13 protein-coding genes are annotated in these 12746 nt (G+C 66.0%); 10 read left to right on the top strand and 3 right to left on the bottom strand.

Going from position 1 to position 12746, the window contains the following annotated elements; genetic code table 11:
* Positions 1 to 114 precede the first annotated feature (114 nt).
* Genes DVU99_RS20280 through DVU99_RS08350 form a run of 3 tightly spaced genes read left to right on the top strand, consistent with a single transcriptional unit; the run spans position 115 to position 2470 of the window.
* Positions 115 to 1137: a sensor domain-containing diguanylate cyclase gene (locus DVU99_RS20280; RefSeq protein ID WP_114239744.1), complete on the top strand. Its 1023-nt coding sequence runs from the start codon at positions 115 to 117 to the stop codon at positions 1135 to 1137.
* 30 nt (positions 1138 to 1167) lie between these two features.
* Positions 1168 to 1635, top strand: coding sequence for a GNAT family N-acetyltransferase (locus DVU99_RS08355; RefSeq protein ID WP_114239773.1), 468 nt, complete (start codon positions 1168 to 1170; stop codon positions 1633 to 1635).
* 40 nt (positions 1636 to 1675) lie between these two features.
* The gene (locus tag DVU99_RS08350) at positions 1676 to 2470 is read left to right on the top strand and encodes an aminoglycoside N(3)-acetyltransferase (RefSeq protein WP_114239743.1); all 795 of its coding nucleotides are present in this window, start codon (positions 1676 to 1678) and stop codon (positions 2468 to 2470) included.
* 61 nt (positions 2471 to 2531) lie between these two features.
* Here the strand turns inward: DVU99_RS08350 and DVU99_RS08345 are convergent, their stop codons facing one another.
* Complete coding sequence (locus DVU99_RS08345; protein WP_198670233.1) at positions 2532 to 3239, bottom strand: ABATE domain-containing protein; 708 nt, start codon at positions 3237 to 3239, stop codon at positions 2532 to 2534.
* Positions 3240 to 3318: 79 nt separating this feature from the next.
* Between DVU99_RS08345 and DVU99_RS08340 the strand changes: the two genes are divergently transcribed.
* The 3 genes from DVU99_RS08340 to DVU99_RS08330 are packed head-to-tail and all read left to right on the top strand — an operon-like array spanning position 3319 to position 5710.
* Entirely contained in the window at positions 3319 to 4008 is a 690-nt protein-coding gene (locus DVU99_RS08340; protein ID WP_114239741.1) for an alpha/beta fold hydrolase, read from the top strand.
* 44 nt (positions 4009 to 4052) lie between these two features.
* A complete protein-coding gene (locus DVU99_RS08335; RefSeq protein ID WP_114239740.1) occupies positions 4053 to 4907 on the top strand; it encodes an alpha/beta fold hydrolase in 855 nt (284 codons plus the stop codon).
* 32 nt (positions 4908 to 4939) lie between these two features.
* Entirely contained in the window at positions 4940 to 5710 is a 771-nt protein-coding gene (locus DVU99_RS08330; protein ID WP_114239739.1) for an SDR family oxidoreductase, read from the top strand.
* 18 nt (positions 5711 to 5728) lie between these two features.
* Here the strand turns inward: DVU99_RS08330 and DVU99_RS08325 are convergent, their stop codons facing one another.
* Positions 5729 to 6607: a S9 family peptidase gene (locus DVU99_RS08325; protein ID WP_232823512.1), complete on the bottom strand. Its 879-nt coding sequence runs from the start codon at positions 6605 to 6607 to the stop codon at positions 5729 to 5731.
* A gap of 188 nt (positions 6608 to 6795) precedes the next feature.
* Between DVU99_RS08325 and DVU99_RS08320 the strand changes: the two genes are divergently transcribed.
* From DVU99_RS08320 to DVU99_RS08310, 3 genes are read left to right on the top strand one after another with little or no spacing between them, the layout of a single operon-like run.
* Entirely contained in the window at positions 6796 to 9261 is a 2466-nt protein-coding gene (locus DVU99_RS08320; protein WP_198670231.1) for a TonB-dependent siderophore receptor, read from the top strand.
* Between the two features lie 6 nt (positions 9262 to 9267).
* The gene (locus DVU99_RS08315; protein WP_114239737.1) at positions 9268 to 10452 is read left to right on the top strand and encodes a PepSY domain-containing protein; all 1185 of its coding nucleotides are present in this window, start codon (positions 9268 to 9270) and stop codon (positions 10450 to 10452) included.
* On the top strand, positions 10449 to 10661 hold the full coding sequence (locus DVU99_RS08310) for a hypothetical protein (RefSeq protein WP_114239736.1): 213 nt from the start codon (positions 10449 to 10451) through the stop codon (positions 10659 to 10661). Before DVU99_RS08315 ends, DVU99_RS08310 begins: the two co-directional genes overlap by 4 nt.
* Before the next feature lie 18 nt (positions 10662 to 10679).
* On the opposite strand, the gene DVU99_RS08305 is transcribed toward DVU99_RS08310, so the two are convergent.
* The gene (locus tag DVU99_RS08305; RefSeq protein ID WP_114239735.1) at positions 10680 to 11627 is read right to left on the bottom strand and encodes a winged helix-turn-helix domain-containing protein; all 948 of its coding nucleotides are present in this window, start codon (positions 11625 to 11627) and stop codon (positions 10680 to 10682) included.
* Positions 11628 to 11769: 142 nt separating this feature from the next.
* On the opposite strand from DVU99_RS08305, the gene DVU99_RS08300 reads away from it, so the two are divergent.
* Positions 11770 to 12597, top strand: a complete 828-nt coding sequence (locus tag DVU99_RS08300; protein ID WP_157971385.1) for a hypothetical protein — start codon at positions 11770 to 11772, stop codon at positions 12595 to 12597.
* The last annotated feature ends 149 nt before the right edge of the window (positions 12598 to 12746 follow it).

Here is a 12746-nt window from a genome sequence, read left to right as displayed (position 1 = left end):
CCCCCCCCCCCCCCCCCCCCCCCCCCCCCCCCCCGTTTTTTTTTCAAGCAGAAGCCGGCATACGAGATATCTCCCCCCCCCCTCCCCCCCACTTTTTTTTTGCATGCGAGGCTGATGACCCCCCACCCGGACTTCGTAGGTCTGCTGTCCGAGTCGGTAACCAAGGCTCAGACGCTGGAACAGCTGGTACGCCCCCTGCTGGAGCTGCTGCAGGCCGCCACCGGCCTGGAATCGACCTACCTGACCACGATCGACCTGGGCGCCGGCGTGCAGCACATTCTGTATGCCAGCAACACCCGCCAGCTGCTGATCCCGGAGGGCCTGGAGGTGCCCTGGGAAGGCACGCTGTGCAAACGCGCCCTGGAGGAGAACCGCCCTTACACCGACGACGTGGCCCAGTGCTGGGCCGACTCGGCGCCAGCCCGGGCCCTCGGCATCGCCACCTACGCCAGCACGCCGGTGCGCCTGGACGACGGCACCCTGTACGGCACCCTGTGCGCGGCGAGTGACCAGCGCCGACCCCTGGCCGAGGGCGCCGAGAAGGTGCTGCAGATGTTTTCGCGGCTGATCAGCCAGCAGATCGAACGCGAGCGCCTCGTGCATGCGCTGCGCCAGGCCAACGACACGCTGGCCATGAGTGCGCTCACCGATGCCACCACCCGCCTGCCCAACCGTCGTGCATTGATGGACGAACTGGGCCGCCGCCTCAACACCCTGGCACAGGGCGACCGCGCACTGGTGGTCGCCTTCATCGACCTGGACCGCTTCAAGGCCATCAACGATGAGCATGGCCATGATGCCGGTGACCGCTTTCTCACCGCGATCGGTGGACGCCTGCAGGGCGCACTGCGCGGTGACGACTATGTCGCGCGCCTGGGGGGCGATGAATTCGTGGTGCTGTCCAGCCCGATGCGCGCCGACGCCACCCATGTCGCCAAGATCCTGCATGATCGCCTGCAGGCCGCCACCACCGGGCAATTCCAGTTGGCAGGTCCGGTGATCGACTATGCCGGCCCCAGCATTGGCGTGGTCATCGCGGCAGCCAATGGCTGCGACGCGGAGGCTTTGCTGGCCCAGGCCGATGCCGCCATGTATGTCGCCAAGCGCGAGCGACGCGGCGCCGACGCCCGGCGCTGACCACCCCTCCGAATACCGATGACCGGCGACATGCATATCCGCAAGGCCACCCTCGACGACGCGGCGGCCTGCTTCGCCCTCCGCCGCGAGGCCATCCTGGCGCGCTGCCGCGGCCATTATCCGGACGCCGACCTCGCCCGCTGGACCGGCGGCGAAATGTCGGCCACGTTCGCCGGGCGTGTCGCGGAACAATTCCATGTCGCCATCGCCGACGGGCAGGTCGTGGGCTCGGGCATGGTCGACCTCTCGACCGGAAAGATCGACGCGGTGTTTGTCCGGCCCGCGTACATGGGGCGGGGCGTGGGGCGCGCCCTGGTAGCCCACCTGGAATGCCTGGCGAAGGCCGCGGGACTTTACAGCCTACAGCTCGAGTCCACCCTCAATGCCGCGCCGTTCTACCGATCGCTGGGCTTCGAGGGCGACGGGCAATCCATCTACGAATCGTCGCTGGGCGTGAGCCTCCCCTGCGTACCCATGACCAAGCGGCTGGGCGGCTGAGCGGAAGCCGGGAAACGCCCCACCATCGGAGCCAGAACCCATGACAGGCACGACCCGCGATCCAATCGACATGGCCGTGCTACGACGGGAACTGGAGGCGCTTGGAGTTGCCGCAGGTGGCGTGGTCATGGTGCATTCGTCACTGTCCGCCTTCGGTGCAATCGCCGGTGGCGCGCCAGCGGTCATCGAAGCGCTGCTGCGCTGCCTGGGCGAGGCAGGAACGCTGGTGATGCCGGCGTTCACGCCGCAAATCGCCGATCCGCATCCCGGCGCGGGCCTCCACGCCGATGCGGCGATCATGGGTGCCCGCGATGGTGTTCCCTTGTTCGGCAACGCCACGCCCACGCCGATGGGCGCGATACCCAATGCACTGCTGGCGCATCCACAGCATCGACGCAGCCCGCACCCGCAGGCCTCCGTCGCCGCGATCGGGCCCCATGCCAGAACCATCACCCGCCCGCATCCGCTGCCCTACGCCCTGGGCAAACACTCGCCGTTCGAACGCATGCACGCACTGCGTGCGCAGATCCTGCTGCTGGGCGTCGGGCACAACCGCAACTCGTTTCTCCACTACGCCGAAGCGCAGACGGCACGCCATCGCACCAAGCTGCGTCGCTTTCCCTGGCTGGCACGGGGCGCGCGGGTGTGGGTGGAAGCGCCGGATGTCGGCGACGACAATGGCGTGCATTTTCCGCGGATCGGCGCCGAGGCCGACCGCGCCGGCCTGATACGCCATCGCGTGATCGGTCAGGCGGCATGCCAGCTGATGGATAGCACGGCGCTGGTGGAGTTCGCCCGGCAACGACTGGACGCATGGCTGTCACCCGCGTCCTGAGCACCACGCGGCGCGCACCGCATGGACCACGGCCAGCCGCAGGGATGACATGACTCGGCGATCACGCCTCCGGCAGCTGCGCCTTCAGGCGAAGCCGGTGCGCCGCCTGCTTGGCGCGATTGCCGCAAAACGCCATGCTGCACCAACGGCGGGCATGCCCCCGCGTGTGGTCGGCAAACAACAGGGTACAGCTCGGCCCCTCGCAGGCTTTCACATGCGAGAAGTCCTCATCGCATACCAACCGTGCCATCGCTTCGGCGATCGGCACCAACAAGGTCTCGGGTGAATTCCAGCGGCGCGTCGCCGCCAGCGTGAAGGCCGACGACGCCCCCGGCTGTTGCGCCACGATTTCGTAATAGCCCTCGTCGCGCCGGAGCAGTTCGTTGAGCGGCTCCAGCGCCATCAAGTCCTCTTCGCGCAAGGGATGCCCTTTGTGCTCGCGGACGAAGGCGCGAAACCACTCGCGCAGCGCCCTGGCCTGTGCCGCCAGTCGATCGAGCTCGCCCGGGATGGCCCTCTCGCGGATGGAACCGAGCACGTCTTCCGGCACCAGCCGCGCCTGATGCAGCCAGCCAAGCAGCCCCTCCCCGTCCTCCAGCCAGTCGATCGGCGTATCCGCGGGAGTGGCCACGGAATTGAGGAAATCCAGTCCGAGTGAATCGGCCAGGAAAAAGGCAGGCATCGCGTGGTTCATCGGGGTTTCTCCTTGGGAGAAAAGTAACCACCTTAAATTAACTTGACAAGTTACATCGACGAGAATAACTTCCAAGTCGCTATCAGAGAGGTTACGTGACGACCATGGGAGGTCTCGCGGATGTGAGCTCGGATTCTTTTTGGGAGCAGCCAGAATGAACGGGAAAAGGGTTAGTGTTGTACTCGCCCACGGCGCCTGGGCGGATGCGTCGAGCTGGAGCGCCGTCGTGGAGTCACTCCTTATTGATCACATCAATGCGGTTACGGCAAGCCTGCCGCTGACATCGCTGCCTGATGATGTCGCCGCCCTCGACGAGGTGCTGGCGAAGATCGAGGGGCCGGTGATCCTGGTAGGCCATGCGTACGCGGGGGCCGTCATCGCGTCGACACGCAGCAGCAAGGTGAAGGCGCTGGTCTTTATTGCCGGCCTGGCGCCAGCGGCGGGCGAGACGGTCGCCGAGGTGTTCAATCGCTTCGGACACGACGACAAGGCGCCCGCGCTGGCTCCGTCCAGCGATGGGCGGATCTGGCTGCCGCCCGATGCATTCCGGACGGCCTTTGCCCAGCACGCTACGGCGGAGCAGCAGGCAGCACTCGCCGCCGCGCAGCGGCCCATCTGCCCTGAAAGCATCACCGTTCCCGTGGGCGAGCCCCTATGGACACACCTGCCCTCGTGGTTCCTGGTGGCGCAACACGATCACATGATTCCCGAGAAGACGCAGCGCTTCATGGCCGAACGCATGAAGGCGCATGTCAGCGTCTACCCCGTTGATCACCTGCCCAGCGTGACGGCGCCTGCGCTGGTGAGCCAGGTGATCCTCGACGCCGTGCACGCCAGTAGCTGACCCCCTTCACGAGCCCCTCGACCGCCCCTTCCAGGAGAACCGTCATGTCCAGTGTTCGCTACCGCAAAGCCGATGTCGACGGCTTCCGGGTGTTCTACCGCGAGGCCGGCGCCGCGGAAAAGCCGAAGTTGCTCCTGTTGCACGGCTTTCCGAGTGCCGGGCACATGTTTCGCGACCTCATTCCGCGACTCGCCAGCGACTTTCACATCGTCGCGCCCGACCTGCCGGGCTTCGGGCAGTCGGACATGCCCAGGCGCGAAGACTTCAACTACAGCTTCGACCATATCGCCGACATCATCGACCGTTTTACCGAGGTCATCGGCTTTGATCGCTATATCGTCTACGTGTTCGATTACGGCGCACCGACCGGTTTCCGCCTGGCCTTGAAACACCCCGAGCGAATCGCCGGAGTGATCTCGCAGAACGGCAACGCCTACCTTGAGGGACTCAGCGACGGCTGGAATCCCATTCGCGCGTACTGGGAAGCGCCCACTGCCGAACACCGGGAAGCCTTGCGCCAGTTCCTGACCCCGGAAGCCACGTACTGGCAGTACACGCACGGTGCACCGGACACGTCACTGGTCTCGCCCGATGGCATCGCACTGGACAATCATTACCTTGCCCGCGACGGCGCCCACGACGTGCAGCTGGACCTGTTCCTCGATTACCAGAGCAACCTGGCGCTTTACCCCGCGTTCCAGGCGTATTTCCGCACGCACCAGCCACGCTTCCTCGCCACCTGGGGCAGGCACGACCCCTTCTTCCTGCCGCCGGGCGCCGAAGCGTTCAAGCGTGATATCCCCAATGCCAAGGTGATCTTGCTGGACACCGGGCATTTCGCACTGGAAACACACGTCCGGGAAATTGCCGATGCCATTCGTGCGCATTTTGCGCACTAGTCCTTGCATGGCCCTGGGGCCAGGAGAATCGCATGTCCGCCGCAACCGCCATCGTCACCGGTGCCAGCCAGGGCATCGGCCAGGCAACGGCCCTCCGGCTGGCCAGGGACTTCGGGCAGCTGGTACTGGTGGCGAGAAACCGTGAGCACCTGGAGAGGACCGCCGCTGCGGTCCAGGCGCAAGGCGCGACGGCGCACATCGTCGATTGCGATCTTGCCGAGAGCACGTCGGCGAGCCAGGTGATCGCACAGACACTGTCGGCGTTTGGCCGTCTGGATGCGCTGCTCAACATCGCTGGCGCCGTGCCGCAGATCGACCTGTTCGAAATGACCGACGAGCAGTGGGACGCCGGCCTGGCGCTCAAGCTGCATGGCGCTCGCCGCCTGACCATCGCAGCATGGGATGCGTTGCGTCAGAGCCAGGGGGCGGTGGTCTTCACCTCCGGCAATTCGGCCCTTTTCCCCAAGGCCCCCTACGCGGCGGTAGGCACCATCAACGCCGCCATCGTCGCACTGGCCAAGGCCTTCTCCGACCGGGGCATCACTGACGGCGTGCAGGTCAACAGCGTGCTGCCCGGGCCGGTGATGACCGGGCGGCGCCGCTCCTACCTCGAGCGTTGGGCACCGCTGCATGACATGACGGCGGCCGAGGCCATGGAGCGCTTTCCACGCGAAGCCGGCATCGCGCGCTACGGACAGCCCGAGGAGATCGCCGAACTCATGGCGTTCCTGGTTTCACCGGCAGCACGCTGGATGACCGGCGCGATGCTTCGCATGGATGGTGGAGAGGTCAAGTCGGTATAAGCCCGGCTGGGAGCTGGTTCAGTGCGCCGTGGTCGCGGTCGCGCCCGCGGTCGTCAGATAGGCCTGCACCAACGGCCCCCAGATGCGCGAGCCATCACGGCCGAAGAACAGCTTGTGCCCATCCGATCCGTAACTTTCCGGGCGATAGGCCTGCAGTTTGCCGCCGGCGCCGACATAGGCCCTTGCCATCTGGTCGACCAGTTGCGGACCGAAGTAGCTGTCGTTGCCGGCATAGATCCACAGCATGGGCGTGGATGATGTTTTGGCGAAGCGCCCCGCCGCATCCACCAGCAATTCGCTCTTGCAGTTGCTGTTGGGCTTATCGTGGTAATGCCCGCCGCGGCCTCCGGCCATGTTGACGAAGGCGGTGACGTGATCGTGCGGAACACTGTCGTAGGCGATGGTGCCCCATCCGCCCGCGGACTGGCCGACCACCACCACGCCCTGCGGGTCGATGCCGGGCAGGGTCACCGCGTAATCGACGATGGCGCCGATCTGGCGTGCCGTTTCCAGGCCCGCCTTGTAGTAGTCGGCGTCGTTGCAGCCGGCGTAGCTCTCGGTCCATGGGCCACCGGTGGCGCCGTAGCCGAGCCGCAGCACCATCGCCACAGCGTAATGGCGTTGCACGAACCAGCTCACCGCCTCGCTGTCGCAGCTGGCCAGGGTCATGCCGGGACGATCGGCGGCATTGGGCGGCGAGCCGTGATTGATCACGACGAGTCTCGCCTTGTCCACGCCCGAAGGCCTGCACAGGCGGCCCTGCATCAACCAGTGATGGCCCGATGCATCGTCGATCGGCACCTGTATCGATTCCCCGCTCGCGTCAGCGGCGCAGGCGACGCCTGCCAGCCACATCATCGCCGCCACACCAAGCATCCCTGCCAAGAAGCTGCGCATACCACTCTCCCTATGGTTGGAAAGACGGACTTTCAGGTCACTGCTTTTGCGCCGCGCCAAGCATAGGCAGTACTGGCGCCAGGTTCTTGCGATCGGAGAAACGGCCATCCCAACCACGCAGGGGCTTTTCAGCACGGAACCCTTGTCCGATAATGATAATGATTCGCATTCACAGGCAAGGGACAAGGATGGAAAGCCGTCGTACTTCGCGGGCCCGGCCCGTCGGGCGCCGCCACGCATTTCGCGCGGCGCTGTTCTGGCCCTGCTGCACCGCCACGGCACTTGCCGCATGCGCCACCAACGTGGCGGCGGCCGATTCCACACCGGCTCGTCGCTACGACATTGGCGCCGGCTCGTTGCCCGAGGCGCTTGCCCGGTTCGAACGCCAGTCGGGCGTGACCGTCGATTACGACGCGAAACTCGTTGCCGGCAAGCCCAGCCCCGGCCTGCACGGCAGCTACGACGCCGCGCAGGCACTGGCCACCCTGCTCTCCAACAGCGGCCTGCAGGCGAGCCTGCAGGCCAACGGCCATTACGCGCTCGGCGCCGTCTCCAGCACAGGCGATGCGCGCGCCAAGACGCTGGCGGGCGTGACGGTCGTGGGCCAGGCGGGCGCGGTGGGCTATGTCGCCGGCACCGGCGGATCGGCCACCAAGACGGATACGCCGTTGATCGAAACCCCGCAGTCGATCTCGGTGGTGACGCGGCAGCAGCTCGACGACCAGCAGCCGCAGAGCCTCAACGAGGCGTTGCGCTATTCGCCCGGCGTGATCCCGGAAAGCGAAGGCACCGTGTCCAACTTCTGGGGCGCCAACAGCCTGCAGCTGCGCGGCTTCACGCCCGGCGTGTTCCTCGATGGCCTGCAGGACGATACCTCGGCCAACGCCATGGTCGATCCCTACTTCTACCAGAGCGTGGAAGTGCTCAGTGGCCCGGCTTCGGTGCTGTACGGCCAGGCCAGCCCGGGCGGCATCGTCAACATGGTCAGCAAGCAGCCGACCGATACGCCGCTGCACGAGGTCACCCTGGGTATCGGCAACTACGACCGCTACCAGGCAGGCTTCGATTTCGGCGGCCCGCTCGACCAGGAAGGCCATTGGCTGTATCGCCTGACCGGCGTGGGGCTCACCCAGGATACGCAGACCGACTGGATCGAGCACAAGCGCTACGGCATCGCGCCGGCCATCACCTGGCGCCCGAGCGACGATACCCGGCTCACCCTGCTGGGCAACTTCACCTACAGCCCGGCCATGGGCGACTACTCCAGCGTGCCGGCAGTGGGTTCGGTGCTGTACAGCCCGCTGGGCAAGATCTCGAGCGACTTCAGCCCCGGCGACCCGAACTTCAACAAGGCCACCCAGCGCCTTGGCATGGTGGGCTACCAGTTCGAGCACCGCTTCAACGACCACTGGGAGTTCGAGCAGAACGCCCGCTTCACCGATAACCGCAACGAAGCGAACATGATCTGGCCGTCGGACCTGGAAGCCGATGGCGCCACGCTCGACCGCTACGCCTTCGTGCGCCACATGAGCGCCCGCTCGTACCTGATCGACAATCGCTTCAAGACGCAGTTCGACCTGGGCTCGTTGAAGAACGATGTGCTGATGGGCGCCAACTATTCCAAGTTCAACGAGAACTGGCAGTGGGGCACCAGCTTCGACGTGCCGCCGATCAACATCTTCAATCCCGTCTACGGCGTGCCGGTGCAGGCGCCCGATCCGTCGACGTTCAGCGGCGAGGTCAATCACGCGCACCAGACCGGCGTCTACCTGCAGGACCAGATCAGCCTGGATCGCTGGCGCTTCCTGCTGGGCGTTCGCCAGGACTGGATCAAGGAGAACCAGACCAGCGGCGATCCGAGCCTGGTGATTGCCGACCAGCCCGATCACAAGTTCACCTGGCGCGCCGGACTGGTCTACCTGTTCGACAACGGTCTTGCGCCGTATGCCAGCTACTCCACTTCGTTCCAGCCGCAGTTCGGTTCGATCACCTCGGCCGGCACCGCAGCGACGCCGACCACGGGCCAGCAGTACGAGGCCGGCCTGAAATTCCAGCCGTCCGGTTCGAGCAGCCTGATCACGTTGGCGGTGTACAACCTCACCGAGCAGAACGTGCCGGAGACCGACCCGCAGAACCCGAACTTCGTGGTGCAGGTGGGCGAGATCCGCTCGCGCGGCGTGGAACTGTCCGATCGCACCAGCCTCACCGACAACCTCAACCTGATCGCCAGCTACACCTATACCGACTCCCGCTATACCAGGACGCCCGCCTACGGCACCGCCTACAGCGGGGTGACGTTGCCCGTGCAGGGCAACTACCAGTACGGCGTGCCACGCCAGGCGGCCTCGCTGTGGGCCGACTACACCTTGCACGAGACGGCGCTGAAGGGCCTGGGCTTCTCGGGCGGCGTGCGCTACATCGGCTCGTCGTACGGCGACAACGTCAACTCGTTCAAGGTGCCCGCCTTCACCCTGGTCGATGCCGCCGTGAAATACGACCTGGGCGCCGCCGATGCGGCATTGCATGGCCTCAAGCTGCAGCTTAACGTGGCCAACCTGCTGGACAAGTCGTACGTGAGCGCCTGCGACAACACCTTGTCGTGCAACTTCGGCGTGCGCCGCACGGTTTACGCCAGCGCCACCTACGACTGGTAAGCCACCATGACCGCAGCCCGATCACTCAAGCGCTGGTATGCCGTGCACAAGTGGACCAGCCTGATCTGCACCCTGTTCCTGCTGTTGATCTGCGTGACCGGGCTGCCGCTGGTGTTCCATGAGGAAATCGACCACTGGCTGGAACCGCATACCTACGCCGCGTTGCCGGCGGACACTCCGAACGCCAGCTTCGACCGCATCGCGGCCATCGCCCACCAGCGGTATCCGCACGAGGTGATCGCCTCGATGTACGTAGATGACGACGAGCCACAGGTATACGTGTGGATGGCGCCGTCGTTCGCCGCCATGAAGGCCGACCCGGACGTGATCCACTTCATGCGCCTGGACACCCGCACGGCCGAAGTGCTGGAGACCACGGCCTCGGCGGCGCAACGCCCCAAGACTTTCATGGACGTGATGCTGGCCTTGCACACCGACCTGTTCGTGGATCTTCCCGGCGAGCTGTTCCTCGGCCTGATGGCATTGCTGTTCGTGGTGGCGATCGTCTCGGGCGTGGTGCTGTACGGTCCCTTCATGAAGAAACTCGACTTCGGCACGGTGCGCCGCGGTCGTGCCAACCGGCTGAAGTGGCTGGACCTGCACAACCTGCTGGGCATCGTGACGCTTGCCTGGGCACTGGTGGTGGGCCTTACCGGCGTGATGAACGAACTCTCCACGCCCTTGTTCGGCCTGTGGCAGCAGACCGACGTGAAGCGGCTGCTCGCCTCCTACGAAGGCCAGAGCGTGCCCTCGCAGGAGGCGCTGCCTTCCGTGCAGGCCGCATTGGAAACCGCGCAACGGGCCGTACCCGGCATGACCGTCAACAGCATCGTCTACCCGGGCAACCCGTTCGGCAGTCCCTACCACTACATGTTCTGGGCCAAGGGCGATACCACGCTGACGTCGCGCCTGCTCAACCCGGTGCTCGTCAATGCGCACACCGGCGAGCTGAGCTCGGTGGTGAAGATGCCCTGGTACCTGCGCGCGCTGGAGGTGTCGCGCCCGCTGCACTTCGGCGACTACGGCGGCCTGCCGCTGAAGATCCTGTGGGCGCTGCTGGACCTGATCACCATCGTGGTTCTGGGCAGCGGCCTGTACTTGTGGATCGCCCGGCGCAAGACACAGGCCGAGCGCGTGGCGCATCTGCTCGCGACGCATGAGGCCGCCGCAGGCGCAAGGCAACCGGCATGAGCACGTCTTCGCAACGACGCAAGGTGTGGAGCGTGCCCACGGTGCTGGCCGTGCTGACGCTGCTCGGGCTGGCCAGCGCCCTGCTCGGCGAGCACTGGGGATGGAAGGCCGTCGGCTGGATCACGCTGGCCGTGCCGGTGCTGGTCGGTGTGTGGTTCGCCCGCCCAAGGCGAAGCCGACCTGCCGCCAAGGCTGCGGTTCACCCGTAGCGGGATCGCGGGCGCGCCTCAGGAACGAGGGGTCGCCCGCGCCGCCGCCGACGGTGAGCGTGCCTGTAGCGACGCCTCCAGCGCATGCCTGACCTGGCTTGCGATGTCACTCTGCACCATCAGCACGTCCGTGGTGGGCCGGTCATAACTGTTTGACCAGACCACGTAGCCGTCATCGGCGCGGGTCAGTTGCGCGGTGATGCGCAGCGTGTTGCCGGACTTGCGCACGCTGCCCTCGAGCACATAGGCCACCCCGAGCTTGTGCGCAACCGCGGCGATGGTGGTCTGCTTGCCCTTGAAGTACAGCGATGAGGTCAGCGACGGCACGTGCGAGCCAGGGATCTTGCTCAACGTATCGATCAACTGCGCGGTCATGCCGTCGGCGAAAGGTTCCTCGTCCATGGCGTCGGTCATGTCACGGAAAGGCAGCACGGCGACGCATTTCTCGGCAGCCGGATCGCGCGACGCGTCCGGCGCCAGGGTCATCACGCCAATCACCAGCAGCGCGCCCAGCAGCGGCAATGCGCCCGCCCCGATCCACAGCAGCCTCCGCCTTCGCACCGCCGGCTTTGGGGGCTCCGGTGAAACGACGGGAACCGCAGGCACCGGTGCCACCGGCAAAGCCTCCGGGCCCGCCGCCACCTCACCGACATGCGCCACCAGGCGATAGCCAAGCCGGGGCACCGTGACGACATAGGTCGGGCGCCTGGGATCGTCGGCCAAGGCGCGCCGCAGGGAGGCCACGGCCTGGTACACCGAATCCTGCGTGACCACCACGCCGGGCCAGACTTCCTCGAGCAGCTCCTCGGTACTCACCACCGCCCCGGCGCGCCGGGCCAGGCATTGCAGCAGGCGCATGACCCGCGCATCCAGCCGGATCGATTCACCATCGCGGCTGATCTGGCAGGTCAGCGGATCGGCCAGCCAACTGCCTACGCGAAAAGGACTATCTCGGTGCTGGTCCATACGGCGGGTGGGGCGCAGGTGGATGGACGGGGGGATTCTTCAGGTTTTTTCAGGAAAACATCAGGCGACTTTCAGGACTTCCAGCACGCACGGCGGGCATGGTCGGCCACGGCAAACGTCTTCGTCCCGTGGAGAGTACACCATGCATGAAAGCGGCCTCGGCCATGCCCCGGCCAATCCGCCGGCCCTCGGCGGGAGGGAGCCATCCCCCGCAAGCGCTTCCTTGTTGGCGGGGCGCACCGACCGTCCGCAAGCCGGCCTCCATCGAAAGTTCCTGGAGCGCAACTTCTACCTGGGCATGTCCCTGCTCGTCGCCGGCGTGGTGGCTTTCGGCTTCAGTCGCACGATCGGGGCCAACCTGCTTCACCCGGATACGCCCCGGCCAACCATCCTGTACATCCATGCCTGGGTCTTCTCCGGCTGGGTCGCCTTGTTCATGCTCCAATCGGCTCTGGCGCGCGCACGGCATATCGCCCTGCACCGCACCGTGGGCACGTTCGGCGCGTGCCTCGGCAGCGTGCTTCCCCTGCTCGGGCTGGCGACCGCGCTGGTCATGCAGCACTGGCATGCACAGCGCGTAGCGAGCCAGGCCACCGGCCTGAGCCTGCCCTTCAACGACATGCTCACCTTTTCCATCGCCTTTGGGCTGGCCATCCGCTGGCGACGGCGCCCGGAGTTCCATCGTCGCCTGATGCTGATCGCCACGTGCTGCCTGACCGGCGCGGCCTTCGCCCGCTTTCCGGAATACCTGGTTCCCGATAACGCGTTCTACCTGTGCGTCGATCTTCTCGTGCTGCTCGGGGTGTGGCGTGATTGGGCACTCACGCGCCACGTGCACGTGGTCTATCGCCGTGGCCTGCCCTGCCTGGTGGCCTCCCAGGCGTTGGCCCAGTACCTGATGCTGTATACCCCTGCCATCTGGGTGGCATTCACGCGGCACATCATGGAGTGGACGTGGTGGCTCGCCTGATACATCGCCAACGAACACGCGAAGCCATCGACTTCACTTTCCCACGGCGGAGCAGACATCCGATGACCCCACCGAGACACGCAGGGCAGAAGGAACCGGCGCTCCGCCCGTTGGCGCGCTTGAGGCGCGTGCTCGGCGCATCGCTGGCA

The organism is Dyella sp. C9 (genome assembly GCF_003332825.1).
Classification (GTDB): Bacteria; Pseudomonadota; Gammaproteobacteria; order Xanthomonadales; family Rhodanobacteraceae; genus Dyella.
Note: the sequence above shows the minus strand (reverse complement) of the source record. Positions and strands in the feature narration are given on the sequence as shown.